This is a genomic window from Streptomyces sp. NPDC091271, assembly GCF_044757505.1.
Lineage (GTDB): Bacteria > Actinomycetota > Actinomycetes > Streptomycetales > Streptomycetaceae > Streptomyces.
Genome location: NZ_JBIVVD010000001.1, coordinates 751,875 through 773,495 on the forward strand (window position 1 = coordinate 751,875; position 21,621 = coordinate 773,495).

Sequence of the window (21,621 nt, forward strand, 5' to 3'; positions counted from 1 at the left end):
GTGTGTGTTCACTGCGCGCAGTAGCTGTACGGGAGATACGTCCGCTTGTCGCCCTGAGGAGCCCCGAGGAACCGCGCGTCCGTCAGCGTCTCCTTCTTGTGCTCGTCGGAGATCGAGAAGCCGAGGCTCATGCCCAGCGACACCTCGAAGCCGAACTCCTGGGCGTCCGACTCGCCGTGGTACCGCATCGTGCTGGACAGGCCGTCCTGGTACATCAGCTGCTCGAAGGCGTCGGTCCCGGCGGGCTTCTCCTGCAGGGAATGGTCGCCGAACATGTACTCGAACGGGGCGGTGTTGTTGCCGGATCCGTCGAGCCATTCCTCGGCGATGGAGCGCTTGGCCTCGGTGATCTTGTCGGTCTCCTTGCCGAAGACGATCGAGTTCGTCTGCACCTCGACGCCCGTCTCCCCGGAGGAGTCGGTGATGCTGCCCTTGCCGCCGCGCTTGTCCTTGCCCTTCTGGCCGTTGTCGCCGCCCACCTCGCCCTTGTCGGACGTCGAGGTCTTCTCCACGGTCTGCGTCATGTCGATCCGTACGATCTTCCCGGACTCCTGGTCGCGGGTGACGGTGAGAGCCCCGGTCCGGGTGTCCTTGGCGCCGGAGGTGGTGCCCAGCGGGCCGGCGGTGCCGCCCACCTTGCCCTCGATCTCGAGCTTGGCGGTGTAGGTGTACGACTCGTTTCCGTTGACGTCGTCCTTGGTGATCGTCACGTCCGGCGAGAACTTGGCCTTGCCGCCCAGCTTGGCCCCGAGCTTCGTGTCGTCGCCGGCCTTGATGGCGAGGCCGCCGTCCGCGTACAGGTTGATGCCGAGGGTCGAGTAGGAGATCTTCTTGTCGCCGATCTTCTTCTCGATGTCCTCCTTCTTGTCGGCCCACTTCATGCCGGAGTACCAACCGCCGCCGTAGCCGCCGCTGTGCTTCATCGAGGTCTCCCACATCTTCATCTCCTCGATGTCGTCCCTCATCTTCTGGGCGTCCGCCTCGCTCTTGAACACCCAGGTGTCACCGTTGGTGATCTTGATGCCGCCGCCGATGTCGATGTCCGCCTTGCCCAGGCTGCCGAGCTTGACGCCGGGTGTGGAGGCGTTGAGGCCCGCCGACGCGGCGTCGGTGAACGTCATGTAGACGAGCTTGTCGTTCTCGTCGACCTTCCCGTCCTCGTTCACGTCGGTGTTGGCCTGGGAGACCTTCTGCTGGAAGCCGTACTCCTCGCCCCACTCGAACCAGCCGACCTTGACCTTGCCACCGGCGGTGTCGGAGATGTTGGAGATCTGGCAGAGCTTGGGCTCGTAGTCGGCGTCGGTCTTCGGCTTCGCCGTGCCGTCCCCGCCCGGCGTGCAGCCCTGGCCGTCCCCGGTGAGCGTGCTGATGGCGCAGCGGATGCCCGCCCCGATCCGGCCTCCGAGCCCGGCCAGGGCGAGCGCGGCGACCAGTGCGACGACGAGGACGATGACGCCGAGGTACTCGGTGGCCGTGGCGCCGCTGTCACGCCAGTCGTACGAGCGCCCGTACGTCGACGGGGGCGCGGCCCGGTCGTCGAGAAGCCGGTCCAGGGCCAGCCCGACGGCGGCCCCGGTGACCATGGCCACGGCCGGCATCAGGAGGCCCTCGGCCCCCACGACGTCCCACGCCACCGCGTAGCCGTACGCGAGCCCGGCGACGGGAACGGCGAGCGCGCCGAGGAGGCGGAGCGGGCGCGAGTCCCGGTGGGGCGAGGGAAGGGTGCGGGCGGCTGCCAGGACCGTCAGAACGGTCACGAGGACGCCGGGCAGGTGCAGCAACGCAAGGCGCCAGCCGAACAGTTCGAGCCGTTCGTCGGTGGCGAGGGTCTCGACGAGCGCCCGCGTCATCAGGAACCCGGTGAATACGTAGACGAGGGCGCCTGCCGCCCAGCTACGGCTCAAGGAGAGGAGCCTGCCGGCCCTTCGTCCGGTGACGCCCGGCGGTATGTGGCCCGCACTCCTGTCTCCCCAGCCGCTCACGTTCCACCCTCTCGCCGGCACCTGCCCTGTTGTCCCTGAGGGCCGAATGTACGGCGGGGAGCCGTGCCTGACCTGGGCCCCAGGCCCCAAAGACGGGCCCAACTTCGTCCGCATGTACCTCAGAGGGGTCAGCCGGTCCCTGCAGCCGGAGGACATCTCCACGAGGCTGGACGCGGAGCCCGACGAGTTGACGGTCATCGGATGGCGCAGACACCCGCAGGCGGGGCCGAGCTCGCATGCGACCTGGATCCGGCATGCCAGGACCGCGGAGGACGACGCCATGACTCCCGGCGGCGGAATCCCCCCGTGCGTTTCCGGGCACTACTCCACGAGGTCATGAGCCCGTGAACTGCCGTCGGGCAGCGATTTGGAGGGGTAGCTGCGCAGGACGAGGGATGTGGTGACCGGCCCGTAGCAGGCGAGGGAGTCCACGACCTGTTCGAGGCGCCGGGCGTGGGGGCAGTGCACGTCGAGGACGAGGCAGTCCTCCCCGGTCACGCGGAGGGTCGAGACGACCTCGGGGGTCCGGGCGGCAAGGTCGAGGGCCTGGGACAACCGGGCGTGCGAGGTGCGCAGCCGGACGACCGCATGGATGTTCAGCCCCACCGCAGCCGGCTCGACCACGGCCCGGTAGCCGGTGATGACCCCCCTCCTCTCCAGGCGCTGGATCCGTGCGCTCGCTGCCGGCTGGGACAGCCCGACCCGGCGTCCGACCTCGGCTCCGGTGAGCCGGCCGTCGGTCTGGAGCAGATCCAGGATTGCGCGGTCGATCTCGTCGAGTGATTCCATCGTTGTCGCCCCCGCCTTCTTCGAAATCACTTGTCGAGCCCGGTGGTTGCCACCGGCCCGTCGAGACTGGCCTCGGCGCCTCCTGGCGGAACAGGCGGACACGACGGAGAGGTCGGCGACGAGCAATGGTTGCGTACATCATCATCCCCGGGATCGGCGGCTCGGACGAGCACCACTGGCAGAGCCTGTGGGAGCGCCGCTGGGGGGCTTCGGCCGTCCGCGTCGCGCCTGCCTCCTGGGCCGCCCCGGACCTGGGGGACTGGGTCACCTCGGTCCAAGCTGCCTACGAGCTGGCTTCCCGGCGCCACGGGCAGCGCGAGGAGCAGGGCGTCGGGCGAGTGGCGCTGGTGGCGCACAGCCTCGGCTGCTGGGCAGCCGCGCAGTGGCTGGGCCGGGCACGGCCGGAGGGAGTCGTGGCGTTCCTGGTCGCGCCGCCGGATCCCCGGGGGCCGGAGTTTCCTCGGGAGGCGGCATCGACGTTCCTGGGCCTGTCCGCCGGCCCGTTGCCGGCCCGGAGCCTGGTGGTGGCCAGTGACGACGACCCCTACTGCGACGCGGCGGCGTCGGCAGCGCTCGCATCGGGATGGCACGCGCCACGGCACTCCGTCGGGAACCAGGGGCACATCAACTCCGGCAGTGGTCTCGGCGACTGGCAGGACGGCCGGGAACTCCTCCGGCAGCTCGTCGACGGAGTGGCCGTCGCCTGACACCGCGCCGAAGGTGCCCCTGTGTGGCCGCCGGGGCTGGGTAGTTGGGTCCGTGGGCCCAAGACGGGGGCCTGTGCGGTGGCTAGCGTCACTTGTATGTCTCGTCCGGGGGTTGTGCGTCGTCGGTTACGCCGTTGGTCGCGGGGGAAGGTGCCGCGGACCGGGGTGCGTCTGCTCGGGCTGCGCCGGGGACAGCGTGGCCAGGGAACGATCGAGTACCTCGGTCTGGTCATGGTGGTGGCGGCGATCGTCGGCGCCCTCGTGGCGACGGGGATCGGCGCCGAACTGTCGGAGAAGATCGGTGCGCAGGTGTGCCGGGTCACCGGGGGCGGTGACTGCGGCGGTGGCGGTGATCCCGAGGCGCAGGATCCACCGGGTGAGGGTCAGCCGGTCTCCGACGACGGTTCGCCGAAGTCGCAGGCGCAGATTGACTACGACGCTGCGCTGAAGGAGCTCCAGGACGCGCAGGCGGCGGAGAAGACCAGCTCGGACAAGGCGTTGGAGGCGGCGAAGGAGCTGGCGAAGATCCTGGCGGAGGAGCTGGGGATCACCGATGCCTTGGACTGCATCACCAAGGGCGACATGGGCGCCTGCACGGAGACGTTGATCAATGTCCTGCTGAGCCTGATCGGGGGCGCGGTAGGGAAGCTCGCGGCGAAGTACGGGGCGCCGTGGAAGTGGAAGAAGGCCGCAGAGCTGATCAAGAAGCTCAAGAAGCATGGCGGGGACCTGTATGACGGGCTGAAGGGCCTGGTCAAGAACCGTAAGAAGGTCACGGACGCGGAGAAGAAGCTCGCGGACGCCAAGAAGAAGCTCGACACCGAGAAGAAGGACCCGCCCAAGAAGGACGACAAGCCGGTCACCTGCCCGGTGAAGCACAGCTTCCTTCCGGGCACTCCGGTACTGCTCGCGGACGGCCGCCGCGTCGGGATCGAGAAGGTCACAGCCGGGTCCATGGTCTCCGCGACCGATCCGGCGACGGGGCACCACGGATCGCGTGAGGTCGAGCGGCTGATCACGACGCATGAGGACAAGCACTTCACGCGACTCGTGTTCCGGACGCCCACGGGCCCAGCGGTCGTCACCGCCACCGACACGCACCCGTTCTGGTCCGTGGACCGGCGGCGCTGGCTCGACGCCGGAGACATCCGCCCCGGCAACGATCTCCGCACCCCGAACGGCACCACGCTGACGGTGGCCTCCGTCTCCCGCTACACCCAGCGGCGGACCACACACGACCTCACCGTCTCCAGCATCCACACCTACTACGTGCTGGCGGGCGACACGCCCGTGCTGGTGCACAACAACAACTGCGGCTTCAGGCCCGGCGTCGCTGACGAGAAGTACGACAAGCATGTGATGGGGCTCGACGACGCGGGCAATCCCACGCGCACCCCCGACATGCCGGAATACGACACGCCTGACGGGTTCGACAGGTACGTGGCCGATGCCGAAAGGCTGATGGACCCGGCGAGCCTGCCGGCCGGTGCACGCGAAGCCGTCCGAAGTGACGGCGTCGTCATTCGACTGGACGCCCAGGGGAGGATAGGCATGAGAAACGGGAACACCATCACGACCTACTTCCGACCGGACGATCCGGCCGCATACTTCGCGAACGAGGCAGCTCGATGACACAAGGTGACAGTGGTTTTCGCGACGAGTTCTCGCGCTTCGTCGCCGCGTCGGGACGGTGGCGTGACACCGAGCCCGAGGCACTTCTGGCCCGCTGGTCGACGTTCGTCGACCAGTGCGAGCAGGGTTACCGAGGTGACGCCGAGGATTACTTCAACGACCTGACGTCAAGGAATTCGCTGGAGCGGGCCCTGGTCGCCGGGGAGCTGCAGAAGTTTCCCGAACTCGCCGATCTCCGCGTGGAGGTGGAAGCGGTCGACGAGAGGTTCCGTGCGCTTCTCACCCCGGATGCGTTCCCCAGGATTCCGGCGGAGACCTGGTGGGCCCGCGGTGTGGTCAAAGCGGGGAGGAAGCGTCTGGTGGAGGACCTGCGGCGGGAATACGGCGTCGAGGTGACGGAAGTCAGGTAGGCCCACGACCGCACGCGCCCGAAGCGGAGTCCGCTGTTCGGGGAGATCCTTCTCTGGACGCGGAACACCCCGCGTCACTCACGTTTCCGCTCGACGCGCTGAGGGCGGAGACCCATGGGCCGCTCGCCTCGGCCGTCGTGGTCCTGGTAGACCACGACGCCGACGCCGTCAGGGCCTGGTCGGACTGGTTGCGGCTCCGGGTGTCGCACCGCGACTGGACGGCGCCGGTCCTCTGCGACTGCACGGCCCTGAACGGTGACCTGGCCCGCCGTCCCTCACCGTGGACGCCGTCGAGGAGCCGGTCGGCCGGCTGCCCCGTGCCCGCGTGGAGCGCTTCCTCGAAGCCGGCCAGGACGGCTGAGGATCCGAGGGCCTCACGTCCGGATGCCCTTGCCCGATCCGAACGAAAGACCGAGTTGGGCCCCTGGGCCCAAGACGGCGGCCCGTCCTACCAATAGCGTCTGCGCTGCAGGTGATCGACGCCCGTCCCGGCGCACCCCCACGGCGCCGGGCCGGGCCGCAACCGGAAGGTGACGGCACGTGCCCACGGCTGAGCAGCTGACCCTGACCGACGAGGAGTCACGCCTCCTCCAGCAGGGGCTGATGGAATGGTGCGGCCCTGCCCGCTGCACGGAGGAGTTCGCCGTGGCCATGGGCTTCGACAGCACCCAGGACCTGAGCCGCCGCGGCATGTCGATCCGCGGCGCCCTCGCGGCGAAGGAGGCGCTGGACCCGATGGACTGGGCGCGTGCCCTGCTGGCGACCGAGCTGGCGTTCGTCAGCGACGTGGTCGGCTCGGGGTACGAGTGGTCCACCACGACGGGCTGGCCCGACGACAACACGTTGCGCGTCCTGCGCTCGGCGCAGCTGAAGCTGATCCGCACGGTCGCCCCGCTGGTCGGCCGGGGGCTCGGCACCCGGCAGGCCCCGCACGCGGAGGTCCTGCGGGCCGGAGGAGGGCCGCCGCCGGGCCCGGCTTGGTGACCTCCGAGGCGGCGGGCTCATAATCGGCCGCATGCCCGATCAGCAGACGCGCGCCCGCCCGGGCGCGCCCGGACCCCGCAGCACCCGGCACCGCGCCCTGGCCCTGCTCACCGCCGCCGCACCCGCTCTGGGCGCCTACGCGGCGGTCAGGGCCGTCGGGCTCCTCGTCTTCTGGGTGTCGGCTTCGGCCGCCGGGAAGGACGCCCTGCACCTGCTGGGCGGGCGTTGGGACTCCGTCTGGTACCAGCGGATCGCCGAGGACGGATACGGCTACACCGTCACCCTCCCCGACGGCGGCGTCCACCCCGACCTGGCCTTCTTCCCGCTCCTGCCGGCCCTGGAACGAGGCCTCGCCGCGATCACCCCGTTCACCGTGCAGGGTGCCGGGATCGCCGTCGCCTGGCTGGCGGGGCTCCTCGCCGCCTGGGGGATCTACGCCGTCGGAGCACGGCTGTACGGGCGCCGGGCCGGCGTGGTGCTGGCCGCGCTCTGGGGCGCGTACCCGACGGCGTTCGTCCAGTCCATGGCGTACACCGAGACCCTGTTCACCGCGCTCGCCGCCTGGTCCCTGTACGCCGCGCTCAGAAGCCGCTGGATCGTCGCCGGCGCGCTGTGCGTGCTCGCCGGGCTGACCAGGCCCTCGGCCGCCGCGCTCATCGCGGCGCTCGCGATCAGCGCCGCCGTCGTCCTCGTACGGGAGTGGCGGGCCGGGGAGCGGCGGGGCCTGGCGCGCCGGAACGCGCGCATGCTGCTGGGGGTCTGCCTGGCGCCGCTGGGGTGGCTGGCCTATGTGGTGTTCGTCGCCGTGCGTGAGGGCAGCCCGTTCGCCTACTTCGACGTCCAGGCGCAGTGGGGCAACAGCATCGACGGCGGCCGGGCGCTGGCCGTGTTCATCGCCGGACTGCCCCTGCCCGCCGCGCTCGGGCTCTGCGCCGCCCTGGGACTGCTCGGGTGGCTGGTGTTCCTGTGCGTACGGCAGCGGCAGCCGCTGCCCGTGCTGGTGTACGGCATCGCGACCGTCGTCGTCTCGCTCATCGGCTCCGGCTACTTCGGCTCCCGGCCGCGCCTGATGATGCCCGCGTTCCCCCTGCTCCTGCCGCCGGCCGTCGCGCTGGCCGGACTGCGTACGACGGCGCGCACGGGCACGGTCGTCGCGGTGCTCGCCGTCGGCTCCGCCGCGTACGGGGCGTGGACGCTCCTGGGGCCGGGACCGCCGTGAGTTGGGCCCACGGGCCCACGCGCCGGGGGCACCCCGGTTGTTAGCGTGCTGATCCGGTGTCCGGCGGCCAGGAGCGGTGAGCGATGAGGGTACGTACCACTGCGGTGGCGAGCACGCTGGTCCTCTGCCTGGCGGCCGCCGGCTGCGGGCCGGAGGACGGCGAGGACAGGGACGCCGGGAAGAAGCCCACCGCCTCGCAGACACCGGCGGCCTCCGCCTCCACCGACACGCCCGAAGCCGGTTCATCCGCCACGCCCGCCAGTGACGGCAGGACCCTCACCGAGGCCGAGCTCGCGAAGGTGGCTCTCACCACGGGCGAGGTGAAGGGCTACGAGGTCGCGCCCCTGGAGGGCACCGACGAGCGTGGCACGGAGAAGGCCGGGACCGAGGCCTGCCGGCCGATCGCCGCGATCATCAACGGCTCGCCCGAACCGGCCCCGGCCGCCACCGTCTTCCGTACGGCGATGGACACCGCCGAGGAGGGGAAGGACGACCAGACCGTCGTCACCGAGATCCTCACCTCGCACCCGAAGGGCGGTGCGGAGGAGCTGCTGCGCTCGGTCCGCGAGGCCGTCGGGGCGTGCGCCGGGGGGTTCCGCACGACGAGCGAGGACGGGCCGTCCACCTACACCGAGGTCAGGACGCTGCCCGCGACCGAGGCCGGCCAGGAGTCGTTCGCCTACCAGGTGACGGGCAGCCTGGAGGGGGTCAGGGTCCCGCTCGTCTTCCACCTCGTACGCACCGGGTCGACGGTCGTCACCTTCTACGCGGCGAACTTCCTCGGCGAGACCGCACCGGAGGTCCCGGCCGCACTCGTCACCGCGCAGGCGGCGAAGCTTCCGTAGCGGGTACGGAGACCCGCACCCGCGTCCCGGGCCGCACGCCCCACCGCTCCATCGCCCCGGCCTCCGCCTCCACCACATGGCGGGCGCGGAGCCTGGGCAGACCGAGCCGGCCGGGCTTCATCGTGCGGACCGCCAGCACACCGAACTTCCGGTCCAGGTACGCCACATCGATGGTGAACCGCATCCGGAAGGTGTGCACGCCCCCGCACGGGGTGATCAGCAGCGCGCCGTCGACCCCGTCGACGCCGAGCAGCCCACGCGACCGCGCCCGGTACGAGGCGGCGACGCGCAGCGGCACCTCCCGCGCCCCCGGGTCCGCCCCGACCGTCAGTGTCCCGCTGCCGTCACGCCATTTCCCCATGGGAACCGACCGTAGCCGCCGCGTCCGGCGCGTGGGTCCGGAACGGCCCGCAGTGGGCCCCCGGGCCCAAGACCCCGCCGCGCGGGCCGGATTAGGGTCGGATCCGTGGAAGCCACTCTGATTGCGGTCGCCGCGCTCTGGGGAGCCGCCGCCGGGCTGCTGCTCCCGCGCGCCGCGTACCGCTTCTCCGTCGAGCCCGAGGAGCCCTGGAGGGACGCCTGCCCCGCCGGGCACGCGCTCACGGGGCCCGCCCGGGGGTGGCTCGGCTCGACGAGATGCGCGGCGTGCGCCGTGGCCGTCCCCTCGCTCCCGGGAGGCGGGGCCCCGCGAACCCCGGCACCGGCCGTGCGGGGCCGCTACGCTCCCGGCGTGCTGGCGCCCGTGGTCACCGTGCTCGCCTGCGCGGCCCTCGCCGCGGCCACCGGGACCCGCCCCGAGGCCGCCGTCTGGCTGCTGCTGGCGCCCGTCGCCGTGCTCCTCGCCGTCATCGACCGCCGCGTCCACCGGCTCCCCGACACGCTGACGCTGCCGCTGGCCGGTACCGCCGCCGTGCTCCTGGGCGGTGTGGCCCTGCTGCCCGAGCACGGCGGGTCCTGGACCTCGGCGCTGCTCGGCGGAGCGGTGCTCGGCGGCTTCTACTTCCTGCTCTTCCTGATCAACCCGGCCGGCATGGGCTTCGGTGACGTGAAGCTCGCCCTCGCGCTGGGCGTGGCACTCGGCTGGTACGGCTGGGCGGTCCTCTGCTTGGGCGGCTTCGCCGGGTTCCTGTTCGGCGCGCTGTACGGGGCGGGGCTGATGCTGGTGCGGCGCGCCGGGCGCAGGACAGGCATCCCGTTCGGCCCGTTCATGATCGCCGGCGCGCTGACCGGCCTGCTGTTCGGGGGACTCGCTGCCTAGCACCGGGCCGTACGAGCTTCACCCGCTGCACGGATGCACGGGATATCCGGTCGCGCCGGGCCGGGACGGGCTGACACCCTTCCCTTATGACCGGATCATCCGCACCCTCCGTCCCCTCCGCCTCCGACGAGCGCTTCGACACCCTCGTCGCGGAGGCCGAGGCCGTCTCCGTCGACGGCTGGGACTTCTCCTGGCTCGACGGGCGGGCCACGGAGCAGCGGCCCTCCTGGGGGTACGCGCGCGCCATGGCGGACCGGCTGGCACGGGCCGGGGCCGCGCTCGACATCCAGACCGGGGGAGGGGAGGTCCTCGCCTCCGCGCCCGTGCTGGCACCGCTCACCGTGGCCACCGAGTCCTGGCCGCCGAACGTCGCCCGCGCCACGGCCCTGCTCCATCCGCGCGGCGCCGCGGTCGTCGCGGACCCCGACGAGCCGCCGCTGCCCTTCGCCGACCGGGCCTTCGACCTGGTCGTCAGCCGGCACCCGGTGAAGACCTGGTGGGACGAGATCGCCCGGGTCCTGGCACCCGGAGGCACGTACTTCTCCCAGCAGGTCGGCCAGGAGAGCGTGTTCGAGCTCGTCGAGTACTTCCTCGGCCCGCTCTCGCCCGAGCAGCGCGGCGCCCGGGACCCGCTGCGCGCGCGGGAGGACGCGGAGGCCGCCGGGCTGGAGGTGACGGATCTGCGCTCCGAGCGGCTGCGCGTCGAATTCCTCGACATCGGCGCCGTCGTCTACTTCCTGCGCAAGGTCATCTGGATGGTTCCCGGGTTCACCGTGGACGCCTACCTGCCGCAACTGCGCTCCCTCCACCGGCGGATCGAGGAGGAAGGGCCGTTCGTGGCGCACAGTGCCCGCTTCCTGATCGAGGCCCGGAAACCGGAGCACACCCCGACGGCCCTACGCTGAGGGCGGCTTCACAGGCCACGGATGCAACGGCATCACCTGCCCCTCCGTCCTACCCATGAGTAGTGCGACCCTGGTGGTTGAGCGCACAACGAAGGAGCAGGTCATGTCGGTGGGAAGGGAAATGCCGGGCGGAGAGATCAGCCCGCCGGCGGCCGGCCGGCCGCGCCACGGAAAGGCCGACTGGCTCACGGGCGCGCGGATCATCGCCGTCCACGGCCTGTTCTACCGGCCCGAGGGCCGCGCGGGGGAGCCCGAAGCCGTCGAATTCGTTTTGGAGGGCGGGCAGTCGGTGCTGCTGACCTGCGCCTCCGACCACACGCTGAGCATCACGTCGGGGGCCTGGCCCGGGCTCCCCGACTGGTGTGTGCCCGCGGGCCAGTGGCAGTTCGAACAGCTGAGCAGACTGCCTCCCCCTCCGTACGGCGGGGCCTGGACGGTCGTCGGCACGCAGGAGCGGCGCGACGAGTACGGCGAGGTGCGCGAGGCCGTACTCCGGTGCGAGAACGGCGACTTCGTGATCGTCGGCGGTGACACGGTGGCGATCCGCTTCGTAGCCGGCTGAGCCCGGCAGGCACTACGCGTGGCCGCCCACGGTCACCTTTCCCACTGTCAGCTCCGGGGTCCCTTCCAGGACCTCGCCCAGCCGTTCCACCTGCTCCGCCAGCTCCCGCGTCCGCCCGGCCAGCGGGCTCAAGGGCTCCACGGTGACCGCGATCCGCTTCCCCGAGCGGCGCTGGTGCCACACCCCGGCGACCGTGCCGTCCACCAGCAGCACCGGGAAGTTGCCCGCCTGGCCGCCGGCCAGCGCGCGTTCGTACGCCGCGCCGGGGAAGAGCCGCTCACGGGGCCGGGAGGCGATGGTGAACGCGTCGAAGTAGGGCAGCAGCCGCACACCACGCGGCGCCGTCGACGGGAACCGGGTGTCGCCCGCCGCCACCCAGGCCGCCCCGCAGCTCTCGAACGCCACCTCCTCGATCGCACCGGCCCCGGCCAGGTCCTCGAAGAGCCGCCCGGCCCAGCCGCGCGGCGCCGCGAGCCACTGGGCGAAGTGGACCGGCTTGGCGGGACCGTAGGCCCGCAGATAGCGCCGCACGAGGGCGGCCGTCGCCTCCTGGGCGGGCATCGGGACGGCCGCGGGGTTGGTGTACGTCGCTTTCCGGCCCCGGTTCGGCGCGTAGCACAGGGCTCCCCGGTGGCCCGCCAGATGCAGGACCTGGCGCCAGCGCGGCCACATGCCCTGGAACGCGGGCATCACCAGGTCGCCCGCCCAGGGGCCGGTGCGTGCGACGACCTCGTCGGAGAGCTCGTCGATCGTGAGCTCGGCACCCGTCAGGGCGGCGGCCACCGCGGCGACGACCGCCTCGACCTGATCGGGAGTCATCCGGGCGTCCTTCGAGAACGGATTGGTGCCCGTCGGCACGGCTGACAGGGCCCCCGTCCACATCGGCAGCTCCTCGGCAGGCAGGAGATGCACGGTGCCGCGCGGGCCGAACGTCTTGACCAGGCTGCGGTCGGCCCACAGAGCCGTACGCACATCTGTGCGCGTCGTCCCCGGTGCGCGGAGGCCGACCGAGTGTTCGGCGGCCGACAGCACCTGCGCGTGCGCCCCGAGCATCGCGGCGACGGCGCCGGTGACCTCCCGGGCGGGACGACCGGCCGGCGACGGGCTCCCGGAGAGGAACTGCCGGTCCAGGCGCCGGGCGTTCGCCTGGGACCAGCTCACGGTCGTCGTGCGGGCTCGTGTCGTCATGGGCCGAATGTAGGACCGCTACAGGACAGAAACTGTCCTGTAGGGCGTGATCCGCGCCCCGAGAAGCCCTCCGGGGGCATGCCCGCAGCGCAGTCCGGCGAATTCGGAGAGTGATTATTTCGTGGCGTGGCACGCAGCAGCACTTACGAAGGGTTATGGTGGAAACCCCCCCTCGGGCCGGTCCGTAACCCCCCCCCCACGGACCGGCCCGTTTTTTTGTGCCCCGACTGTGTGCCGGATGTGCGGCCCGTGTGCGGGACCGGCGGCGGCTTCCGGCCGGACCCCGGTCGCCTACGGGAATTCCGGCGGCGGGGAGCCGCGGCTCAGCCCCGGTTGGCCCAGATGTTGGTGCTGGCGGTGTCCACGGCGAAGGTGTCGATCTCCTTCAGCTCGGCGGCGGTCAGCGCCGGGGCGGCGAGCGCGGCCACGTTCTCCTCCAGCTGCTTCACGCTCGACGCGCCGATCAGGGCCGACGTCATACGGCTGTCGCGCAGGACCCAGTTCAGCGCCAGCTGGGCGAGGGACTGCCCGCGGCCGCGGGCGAGGTCGTTCAGCCCGTTCAGCCGCCGCACCATCTCCTCGTCGAGCAGCCCCGGGTCCAGGGACTTGCCCTGGCTCGCGCGCGAACCCTCGGGGATGCCGGTCAGGTACTTCCCGGTGAGAAGCCCCTGCGCGAGCGGCGCGAAGGAGATGCAGCCCATACCGGCCGTCTCCAGCGTGTCGAGCAGCCCGTCCGACTCGATCCAGCGGTTGACCATGGAGTACGAGGGCTGGTGGATCAGGGCGGGCACGCCCATCTCCTTGAGGATCCGCGCCGCCTCGGCGGTCTGTTCCGCGTTGTAGGAGGACACACCCACGTACAGGGCCTTGCCCTGGGCCACGGCGGAGGCGAGCGCCCCCATCGTCTCCTCCAGCGGCGTGTGCGGGTCGAAGCGGTGGGAGTAGAAGATGTCGACGTACTCCAGGCCCATCCGCTTCAGCGAGGCGTCGAGCGAGGACAGCAGGTACTTACGGGACCCCCACTCCCCGTAGGGGCCGGGGTGCATCAGGTAGCCGGCCTTGGTGGAGATGACGAGCTCGTCCCTGTACGGGGCGAAGTCCTGGCGGAAGAGCTTCCCGAAGTTCAGCTCGGCGGAGCCGGGCGGCGGGCCGTAGTTGTTGGCCAGGTCGAAGTGGGTCACACCGAGGTCGAAGGCGCGGCGCAGGATCGCCCGCTGGGATCCGAGGCCCCGGTCGTCGCCGAAGTTGTGCCAGAGGCCGAGCGAGACGGCCGGCAGCTTGAGCCCGCTTCGGCCGGTGCGGCGGTACTCCATGGAGTCGTAGCGCGACGCGTCGGCGAGGTAGGTAAGGGAATCAGTCACGTTTCACTCTAAGGCCGACCGGCGTGGCCGGGCTTATCACGGAGTTGTGACAGGCCGGGTTGGGCCCCTGTGCCCCCGCCGCAGTAATGTGGCGGCTTCGGGACATGCCGATCCGCGGCGCGAAAGCGCGGTGCGCGGACCGCACGGCGATCCCCCGGGGGGCGGCCCCGGACCCCCCGCGAGGGGGAGGACGGGCCTGGAGCCCGTACGGAACCGAGAGGGTGAACTCAGTGAACTTGCGCGACCTGGTGTACGGGCTCTACGCACGCCGGGTGGGAGGCCGCCTGGATCACGACCAGGTGCCCAAGCACATCGGAGTCATCCTCGACGGCAACCGGCGGTGGGCGAAGGCGTCCGGCGGCTCGGCCGTGCAGGGACACCAGGCCGGGGCGGACAAGATCTCGGAGCTGCTCGGATGGTGCAGCGAGACGGACGTCGAGGTCGTCACCCTCTGGCTGCTGTCCACGGACAATTTCGACCGGCCGGAGGCGGAGCTCATCCCGCTGCTCGGCATCATCGAGAACACCGTGCGCCAGCTGGCCTCCGACGGACGGTGGCGCGTCCACCACGTCGGCACGCTCGACCTGCTGCCCGCGAGGACCCAGACCGTCCTCAAGGAGGCGGAGGAGGCCACGGGGGGCATCGACGGGATAATCGTGAACGTCGCCGTCGGCTACGGCGGGCGCCAGGAGATCGCTGACGCGGTCCGCTCCCTGCTCCTGGAGCACTCCTCCCGGGGCACGACCTTCGAGGAGCTCGCCGAGGTCGTCTCCACGGACCTGATCTCCGAGCACCTCTACACCCGCGGACAGCCCGACCCGGACCTCGTGATCCGTACGAGCGGGGAGCAGCGGCTGTCGGGCTTCATGCTCTGGCAGAGCGCCCATTCGGAGTACTACTTCTGCGAGGTCTTCTGGCCGGCCTTCCGCAAGGTCGACTTCCTGCGCGCCCTGCGTGACTACGCGGCGCGGCACCGGCGCTACGGGGCCTGAGGGGCGGCGCGCCCCGCCGGAAGGCCGAGGGGCGGACAGGCACTCCGGGCGACCTTCTCGCAGGCAGGGGCATGGCTTCGCGTGTTCGAGGGAATACAGCTCTCAGGTCGACGTCCGGTCAGCAACCAGGCGGACGTCACAGCCAAGTGAGCGGCCCGCCCGCTCGCCCGGGAGGCCCTTTGCACACGAAGGACCGCACACCGTGCGGCCGACGCGGAGGGCCGGTGTTCGGCCCGCGCACGGGGTCCGAACCCGGTCCGTCCTCTCCCTTCGGGAAGTTCCGCGACCTGCGTCGCACTCCCCGACCTCGTCCGAGGGGGTACGTCCTTCCGTGGTGACCAGCACCAAGCGCCGCATGCCCGACAGGCGCACATACGTTCTCGACACCAGCGTCCTGCTGGCCGACCCCAAAGCCATGACCCGGTTCGACGAGCACGAAGTAGTGCTGCCGATCGTCGTGGTCACGGAGCTGGAGGCCAAAAGGCACCACCCCGAGCTCGGATACTTCGCCAGGCAGGCCCTGCGTCTGCTGGACGACTTCCGCGTCCGGTACGGCCGGCTGGACGCCCCGATCCCGCTCGGGGATCTCGGTGGGTCGCTCCGTGTCGAACTCAACCACTCCGACCCCGGCGTCCTTCCGGCCGGCTACCGGTTGGGGGACAACGACTCACGGATCCTCGCGGTCGCGCGCAATCTGCAGGCCGAGGGGTATGACGTCACGGTCGTCTCCAAGGACCTGCCGCTTCGGATCAAGGCGTCCTCGGTCGGTCTCCTCGCCGAGGAGTACCGCGCCGAACTCGCCGTCACCGACTCCGGCTGGACCGGGATGGCGGAGCTCACCCTCGCGGCGGAGCAGGTCGACCTGCTCTTCGGCGAGGAGAGCCTGTACATCCCCGAAGCTGCCGAATACCCCGTGCACACGGGGCTGGTCCTTCAGTCCGAGCGTGGCAAGGCGCTGGGCAGGGTCACGGCCGAGGGCAACGTCCGTCTCGTGCGCGGCGACCGGGAGGCCTTCGGGATCCACGGCCGCAGCGCCGAGCAGCGGATCGCGCTCGATCTGCTCCTCGACCAGGACGTCGGCATCGTGTCCATGGGCGGCCGGGCGGGCACGGGCAAGTCGGCCCTGGCGCTCTGCGCGGGCCTGGAGGCCGTGCTGGAGCGCCGTCAGCACCAGAAGGTGATGGTCTTCCGGCCGTTGTACGCGGTCGGCGGGCAGGAGCTCGGCTATCTCCCCGGCAGCGAGTCCGAGAAGATGAGCCCCTGGGCGCAGGCCGTCTTCGACACGCTGTCGGCGGTCGCCGGGCGCGAGGTCATCGAAGAGGTGCTGGGGCGCGGGATGCTGGAGATCCTGCCGCTCACCCACATCCGGGGCCGTTCGCTCCACGACGCGTTCGTGATCGTGGACGAGGCGCAGTCACTCGAGCGGAACGTCCTGCTGACCGTGTTGTCCCGTATCGGGGCCAATTCGCGGGTGGTGCTCACGCACGACGTGGCACAGCGGGACAACCTCAGGGTCGGGCGGTACGACGGAGTCGTCGCCGTGGTCGAGAAACTGAAGGGGCATCCGCTCTTCGCGCATGTCACCCTCACCCGCTCCGAGCGTTCACCGATCGCCGCGCTCGTGACCGAAATGCTGGAGGACGGACACATCTGACCCGTAACACCCCATAGATGCCGCCCGGCGAGCCAAGGAGCTTAGCCGGGCGGCATTGTGCTGCGCCGTCATTTCCGAAAAAGCGGTGGGCCAAACGGGGTGTGAGCTTTAACACGCAGCACAGAATTGCAACGCGCCGTGTCCTTCCGGCAGAGTCTTGCTTCCGTCAGGCCCCGCATACGGCACTTGGGCACCTCCAGAGGCGCCACGCACCACACAACTCAACAATCGCCGTCCGTATGCCGCCCGCGAGCACCACGCGGCGCTTCCGCAAGGGAGCGCCCACCGGGCCCGTGCCTCCCGTGACCCAAGCAGTAGGGAGGCCAGTGTCAGGGGCACGATTGCGCCCGCGAGGTCACCTAAGCGGGCGATGCTGGAAGGACACCGTGTGAGCCGGATCTCGGTCCGGGGGTTCGCCGTGGCATCTGCCACCGCCGTAACCACCGTAGGCGCCGTCGTAGGCGTTGCGTCGGGCAGCACTCCCGCTGCCGATGACAACAACTTCGAGGCGGCCGCAGCCGACACCACGCTGCTCGCAGACATCCCCGCGGGCCAGCAGGCCCAGGTTCAGACCGCTTCGCTGACGCAGCAGGCCGACGCACAGGCCTCCGCGGCCGACGCGGCGGCCAAGAAGTCGGCCGAGGAGACGGCCCGCATCCAGGCCGCCAAGGACGCCAAGTCGAAGAAGCAGGCGGCCGAGGACAAGCTGGAGGCGCAGCGCGAGGCCAAGAAGGAAGCCGACCGCGCGAGCCGTTCCTCCGTGCGCGACGCCACCTCCTTCTCCGCGCAGAGCTCCTACAGCGTGGCCGAAGTGCAGGCGATGGCCCGCCAGATGGTCCCCGCGGACCAGTTCCAGTGCTTCAGCAACATCGTGAACCACGAGTCGACCTGGAACTATCAGGCGAGCAACCCCTCCTCGGGCGCGTACGGCCTCGTGCAGGCGCTGCCCGGCTCCAAGATGTCGTCCGCCGGTGCCGACTGGCAGACCAACCCGGCCACCCAGATCAAGTGGGGCCTCAGCTACATGGACGGCCGCTACGGCAGCCCGTGCGGCGCCTGGTCCTTCTGGCAGGCCAACAACTGGTACTAGGAGCCCCGCAAGGTTCCGCGCTCAACCTCGAGACGCCCCGCACCGTCCTACGGTGCGGGGCTCCTCGCGTGTACGGTCGATCCGGACAGCTCCGGGGGGCGTGCGGGGAGCGGACGGGGGAAAGGGAAATTCCATGTCGAAACTTCCGGGGTGGCTCGGCCGGGTGGGTGCCGAACTCACCGAGATCGGGGCGCGCCTGGAAGAACGCCGCGCCGAGGACGAGCGCCGCGCCGACGCGGACGCCGTGAGCGGCTCGTCGTCGACGCTCTCCACGGCGGTCGCCGAACAGGTGCCCGCCCCGCCCTCCTACGCCCCCTCCGTCGCCGCCAAGCCCGACCCCGTGGCCGCGATCCCCTGGGGGATGCGTGTGGCGGCCGAGGCCGGCTGGCGGCTGCTGGTCCTGGCCGGCACCCTCTGGGTGCTCATGCGGATCATCAGCGCCGTCCAGCTGGTCGTCCTCGCGTTCGTCGCCGCCCTGCTGGTGACCGCGATGCTCCAGCCCACCGTCGTACGGCTGAGACGGCTCGGGCTGCCGCGCGGTCTGGCCACCGCGGTCACTGCGGTGCTCGGCTTCGTCGTCATGGGGCTGGTCGGCTGGTTCGTCGTCTGGCAGGTGATGGACAATCTGGACGACCTCTCGGACCGGGTCCGGGACGGCATCGACGAGCTGAAGCGCTGGCTCCTGGACAGCCCGTTCCATGTCACCGAGTCGCAGATCAACGACATCGCGAAGAACCTCAGCGACACCATCGGCACCAACACGGAGGAGATCACCTCCGCCGGGCTCCAGGGCGTCACCGTGATGGTGGAGGTCCTCACCGGGCTGCTGCTGGCGATGTTCTCGACGCTCTTCCTGCTCTACGACGGGAAGCGCATCTGGCAGTGGGTGCTCAAGCTGGTGCCCTCCCAGGCACGGCCGGGCGTCGCCGGCGCCGGACCGCGCGCCTGGCGGACGCTGACCGCCTATGTGCGGGGCACGGTGATCGTGGCCCTGATCGACGCGATCTTCATCGGGCTCGGGATCTACTTCCTCGACGTGCCGATGGCGGTTCCGCTCGCCGTCTTCATCTTCCTCTTCGCCTTCATCCCGCTGGTGGGTGCCGTGGTCTCCGGCGCCCTCGCCGTGGTCGTCGCGCTCGTCACCCAGGGCGTGTTCACCGCGCTGATGGTGCTGATCGTGGTGCTCGCCGTGCAGCAGATCGAGGGCCACATCCTGCAGCCCTTCATCCTCGGCCGCGCCGTACGCGTCCACCCGCTGGCCGTCGTGCTGTCGGTCGCGGCGGGCGGCATGGTCGCGGGTATCGGCGGTGCGGTCGTCGCCGTGCCCCTGGTCGCCGTGACCAACACGGTGGTCGGCTATCTGCGCTCCTACGCGCAGAGCCCCGCGGTGCTCCACGGGGCAGGGCCGCACGGCGCCACGGCGCTCTCGGCCCTCCCGCCGACGGAACCGGCCCGGCCCGCGGACGCGCCAGGCCCTGTCGCAGCGGACGACCGCGCCGACGAGACGGGGGCCGGCCCGCCGGACGACCAGAAGCGCTGACCGGCGTCCGGAAGGGCTGACCTTCCACGTCCGCGGCGCGCCCCGGCTCCCGCCGCCGGGCGTACATGAAAGAAGGGCCCCAGGGACGGTCGGTCGTCCTCGGGGCCCTTCTCGTTCATGGGTACTACTCGGCGAGCACGGCCTCGGAATCGAGGGTCACGCCGACCGCCTGGATCACCGAAGCGATCTTGACGGCTTCCTGAATGGTCTCACGGTCCACGCCGGCCTTGCGCAGCACCTGCTCGTGGGAGTCCAGGCACTGGCCGCAGCCGTTGATCGCGGAGACGGCGAGCGACCACAGCTCGAAGTCGACCTTCTCCACGCCCGGCTTGCCGATGACGTTCATCCGCAGGCCCGCACGGAGGTTTCCGTACTCGGGGTCCGACAGCAGGTGCCGGGTGCGGTAGAAGACGTTGTTCATCGCCATGATGGCGGCGGCCGACTTCGCCGCGGTGTACGCCTCGGCGGAGAGGTTGGCCTTGGCCTCCGGCTCCAGCTCGCGCAGCACCTTCGGTGAGCGCGAGGCGATCGCGCAGGCCAGGACGGTGCCCCACAGCTGCTGCTGCGGGAGCTCGCTGTTGCCGATGACCGAGCCGAGGTTCAGCTTCAGGTCCTTGGCGAAGTCCGGTATGGCGGACTTCAGTTCATCGAGTGCCATGTCGGTATCAGCTCACTCGCCGGAGAGGAGGGCGACCGGGTCGAGGGTGTTCTCGCCCTTGGTCCAGTTGCAGGGGCACAGCTCGTCGGTCTGCAGGGCGTCGAGGACCCGCAGGACCTCCTTGGGGTTACGGCCCACGGAACCGGCGGTCACCATCGTGAACTGGATCTCGTTGTTCTGGTCGACGATGAAGACGGCGCGCTGCGCGAAGCCGTCCTCGCCCTCGATGCCGAGGTCACGCATGAGCTCGTGCTTCGAGTCGGCCAGCATCGGGAAGGGCAGGTCGGTCAGGTCCGGGTGGTCCTTGCGCCAGGCGTGGTGCACGAACTCGGAGTCACCGGAGAAGCCGAGGATCTGCGCGTCACGGTCGGCGAACTCGTCGTTCAGCTTGCCGAAGGCGGCGATCTCGGTGGGGCACACGAAGGTGAAGTCCTTCGGCCACGCGAAGATCACTTTCCACTGACCCTCGTAGGTCTTGTGGTTGATCTGCTCGAACTCCTTGCCGGTCTCCAACGACACGCAAGCGGTCAGATCGAACTGGGGGAACTGGTCACCGACAGTGAGCACGCGCACTCCTTGTTGCATAGGAAATCCCCTTTTGAGGGTGTTCCTGGGGGTTGGGCAGTCCCCACCTTGGCACAGAGTGCATTGATCACGGAAATAGCTACACTCGGTCTGGATGATCGGAGGTGCCTATCAGTGGCGTATGTAAATCAGGCTATTAGGGTCAAGCAGCCCAGCCTCTCGCAGCTGCGCGCCTTCGCGGCCGTGGCGGAGCATCTGCACTTCCGGGACGCGGCGGCAGCAATCGGGATGAGCCAGCCGGCGCTCTCCGGGGCGGTGTCCGCGCTGGAGGTGGCACTGGGTGTCCAGCTCATCGAGCGTACGACGCGCAAGGTGCTGCTCTCGCCCGCGGGGGAGCGCCTCGCGGTGCGGAGCCGGGCGGTGCTGGAGGCGCTCGGCGAGTTGATGGAGGAGGCCGAGGCGGTGCGCGCGCCCTTCACCGGGGTGCTCAGGCTCGGCGTGATCCCGACGGTCGCGCCGTATCTGCTGCCGGCCGTGCTCAGGCTGGTCCACGAGCGCTACCCGGACCTGGACCTCCAGGTCCATGAGGAGCAGACCTCCTCGCTGCTGGAGGGGCTGGCGGCCGGCCGGCTGGACCTGCTGCTGCTCGCGGTGCCGCTGGGGGTCCCGGGCGTCACGGAACTGCCGCTGTTCGACGAGGACTTCGTGCTCGTCATGGAGAAGCAGCACGAGCTCGCCGGGCGTACGGGCCTGCCGCGCGGCACGCTGCGCGATCTGCCGCTGCTGCTGCTCGACGAGGGGCACTGCCTGCGCGACCAGGCGCTGGACATCTGCCGGGAGGCGGGGCGCACCCAGGGGGCGCCGGTGACGACGACCGCGGCCGGGCTCTCCACGCTGGTGCAGCTCGTCGCGGGCGGGCTCGGGGTGACGCTGCTTCCGCGTACGGCCGTGACGGTGGAGACCGGGCGTAACGAGGCGCTGGCCACCGGGTACTTCGAGGACCCCGCGCCCTCCCGGCGGGTCGCGCTGGCGGTGCGGACGGGCTCGGCGAGGCACGAGGAGTTCGAGGAGCTCGCGGCCGCGCTGCGCGGGGCAATGGGGGCACTGCCGGTACGGGTACCCGAGGAGGGGTGGGGGGGGCCCCCCCCCCCCCCCCCCCCCCCCCCCCCACCCCCACCCCCCCCCCCCCCCCCCCCCCCCCCCCCCCCCCCCCCCCACCACCCCCCCCCCCCCCCCCCCCCCCACCCCCACCCCCCCCCCCCCCCCCCCCCCCCACCCCCCCCCCCCCACACCCCCCACACCCCCCCCCCCCCCACACAC

20 protein-coding genes and 1 pseudogene are annotated in these 21,621 nt (G+C 70.9%); 14 read left to right on the forward strand and 7 right to left on the reverse strand.

The annotated features are described in order from the left end of the window. Positions 1–8: 8 nt before the first annotated feature. Positions 9–1,904, reverse strand: a complete 1,896-nt coding sequence (locus ACIQM3_RS03755) for a hypothetical protein (protein ID WP_401618275.1) — start codon at positions 1,902–1,904, stop codon at positions 9–11. Positions 1,905–2,303: 399 nt separating this feature from the next. Next, complete coding sequence (locus ACIQM3_RS03760; RefSeq protein WP_401618278.1) at positions 2,304–2,771, reverse strand: Lrp/AsnC family transcriptional regulator; 468 nt, start codon at positions 2,769–2,771, stop codon at positions 2,304–2,306. Between the two features lie 125 nt (positions 2,772–2,896). On the opposite strand from ACIQM3_RS03760, the gene ACIQM3_RS03765 reads away from it, so the two are divergent. The 6 genes from ACIQM3_RS03765 (at position 2,897) to ACIQM3_RS03790 (ending at position 8,568) form a co-directional block, all read left to right on the forward strand. Further along, positions 2,897–3,478, forward strand: a complete 582-nt coding sequence (locus ACIQM3_RS03765; protein ID WP_401618281.1) for an RBBP9/YdeN family alpha/beta hydrolase — start codon at positions 2,897–2,899, stop codon at positions 3,476–3,478. Positions 3,479–3,643: 165 nt separating this feature from the next. Then, the gene (locus ACIQM3_RS03770; protein WP_401618283.1) at positions 3,644–5,110 is read left to right on the forward strand and encodes a polymorphic toxin-type HINT domain-containing protein; all 1,467 of its coding nucleotides are present in this window, start codon (positions 3,644–3,646) and stop codon (positions 5,108–5,110) included. Beyond that, on the forward strand, positions 5,107–5,520 hold the full coding sequence (locus tag ACIQM3_RS03775) for a hypothetical protein (protein ID WP_401618286.1): 414 nt from the start codon (positions 5,107–5,109) through the stop codon (positions 5,518–5,520). Before ACIQM3_RS03770 ends, ACIQM3_RS03775 begins: the two co-directional genes overlap by 4 nt. Positions 5,521–6,060: 540 nt before the next feature. Next, positions 6,061–6,504, forward strand: coding sequence for a hypothetical protein (locus ACIQM3_RS03780; RefSeq protein ID WP_401618289.1), 444 nt, complete (start codon positions 6,061–6,063; stop codon positions 6,502–6,504). 31 nt (positions 6,505–6,535) lie between these two features. Then, positions 6,536–7,723, forward strand: coding sequence for a glycosyltransferase family 39 protein (locus tag ACIQM3_RS03785; protein WP_401618291.1), 1,188 nt, complete (start codon positions 6,536–6,538; stop codon positions 7,721–7,723). 83 nt (positions 7,724–7,806) lie between these two features. Beyond that, positions 7,807–8,568 carry a hypothetical protein gene (locus ACIQM3_RS03790; protein WP_401618294.1) on the forward strand — a complete coding sequence of 254 codons (762 nt, stop codon included), beginning with the start codon at positions 7,807–7,809 and terminating at the stop codon, positions 8,566–8,568. On the opposite strand, the gene ACIQM3_RS03795 is transcribed toward ACIQM3_RS03790, so the two are convergent. Then, a complete protein-coding gene (locus ACIQM3_RS03795) occupies positions 8,540–8,929 on the reverse strand; it encodes a DUF192 domain-containing protein (protein ID WP_401618296.1) in 390 nt (129 codons plus the stop codon). The genes ACIQM3_RS03790 and ACIQM3_RS03795 overlap by 29 nt on opposite strands. A gap of 105 nt (positions 8,930–9,034) precedes the next feature. Here ACIQM3_RS03795 and ACIQM3_RS03800 point away from each other — a divergent pair, with 105 nt between their 5' ends. The 3 genes from ACIQM3_RS03800 to ACIQM3_RS03810 all read left to right on the forward strand — a co-directional run bounded on the left by ACIQM3_RS03800 (position 9,035) and on the right by ACIQM3_RS03810 (position 11,293). Further along, positions 9,035–9,826, forward strand: a complete 792-nt coding sequence (locus tag ACIQM3_RS03800; RefSeq protein ID WP_401618298.1) for a prepilin peptidase — start codon at positions 9,035–9,037, stop codon at positions 9,824–9,826. Between the two features lie 86 nt (positions 9,827–9,912). Further along, positions 9,913–10,731: a class I SAM-dependent methyltransferase gene (locus tag ACIQM3_RS03805; RefSeq protein ID WP_401618301.1), complete on the forward strand. Its 819-nt coding sequence runs from the start codon at positions 9,913–9,915 to the stop codon at positions 10,729–10,731. A gap of 103 nt (positions 10,732–10,834) precedes the next feature. After that, the gene (locus ACIQM3_RS03810; RefSeq protein WP_401618304.1) at positions 10,835–11,293 is read left to right on the forward strand and encodes a hypothetical protein; all 459 of its coding nucleotides are present in this window, start codon (positions 10,835–10,837) and stop codon (positions 11,291–11,293) included. Positions 11,294–11,305: 12 nt separating this feature from the next. On the opposite strand, the gene ACIQM3_RS03815 is transcribed toward ACIQM3_RS03810, so the two are convergent. After that, positions 11,306–12,481 carry a winged helix DNA-binding domain-containing protein gene (locus ACIQM3_RS03815; protein WP_401618307.1) on the reverse strand — a complete coding sequence of 392 codons (1,176 nt, stop codon included), beginning with the start codon at positions 12,479–12,481 and terminating at the stop codon, positions 11,306–11,308. Between the two features lie 323 nt (positions 12,482–12,804). Next, positions 12,805–13,842 carry an L-glyceraldehyde 3-phosphate reductase gene (mgrA, locus tag ACIQM3_RS03820; RefSeq protein WP_401618310.1) on the reverse strand — a complete coding sequence of 346 codons (1,038 nt, stop codon included), beginning with the start codon at positions 13,840–13,842 and terminating at the stop codon, positions 12,805–12,807. A gap of 230 nt (positions 13,843–14,072) precedes the next feature. Between mgrA and ACIQM3_RS03825 the strand changes: the two genes are divergently transcribed. The 4 genes from ACIQM3_RS03825 (at position 14,073) to ACIQM3_RS03840 (ending at position 19,118) form a co-directional block, all read left to right on the forward strand. After that, on the forward strand, positions 14,073–14,834 hold the full coding sequence (locus ACIQM3_RS03825) for an isoprenyl transferase (protein ID WP_401619978.1): 762 nt from the start codon (positions 14,073–14,075) through the stop codon (positions 14,832–14,834). 331 nt (positions 14,835–15,165) lie between these two features. Beyond that, a complete protein-coding gene (locus ACIQM3_RS03830; protein WP_401618313.1) occupies positions 15,166–16,488 on the forward strand; it encodes a PhoH family protein in 1,323 nt (440 codons plus the stop codon). Positions 16,489–16,876: 388 nt separating this feature from the next. Beyond that, entirely contained in the window at positions 16,877–17,578 is a 702-nt protein-coding gene (locus ACIQM3_RS03835) for a lytic transglycosylase domain-containing protein (RefSeq protein ID WP_401618315.1), read from the forward strand. A 133-nt stretch (positions 17,579–17,711) separates the two neighbouring features. Further along, a complete protein-coding gene (locus ACIQM3_RS03840) occupies positions 17,712–19,118 on the forward strand; it encodes an AI-2E family transporter (RefSeq protein WP_401618318.1) in 1,407 nt (468 codons plus the stop codon). A gap of 124 nt (positions 19,119–19,242) precedes the next feature. Here the strand turns inward: ACIQM3_RS03840 and ACIQM3_RS03845 are convergent, their stop codons facing one another. Beyond that, positions 19,243–19,776: an alkyl hydroperoxide reductase gene (locus tag ACIQM3_RS03845; RefSeq protein WP_393767293.1), complete on the reverse strand. Its 534-nt coding sequence runs from the start codon at positions 19,774–19,776 to the stop codon at positions 19,243–19,245. Positions 19,777–19,788: 12 nt separating this feature from the next. Further along, positions 19,789–20,343 carry a peroxiredoxin gene (locus tag ACIQM3_RS03850; protein WP_401618321.1) on the reverse strand — a complete coding sequence of 185 codons (555 nt, stop codon included), beginning with the start codon at positions 20,341–20,343 and terminating at the stop codon, positions 19,789–19,791. Positions 20,344–20,475: 132 nt separating this feature from the next. Between ACIQM3_RS03850 and ACIQM3_RS03855 the strand changes: the two are divergent. Then, a pseudogene (locus ACIQM3_RS03855) lies at positions 20,476–21,432 on the forward strand (LysR substrate-binding domain-containing protein); the annotation flags it as partial. Between the last annotated feature and the right edge of the window lie 189 nt (positions 21,433–21,621).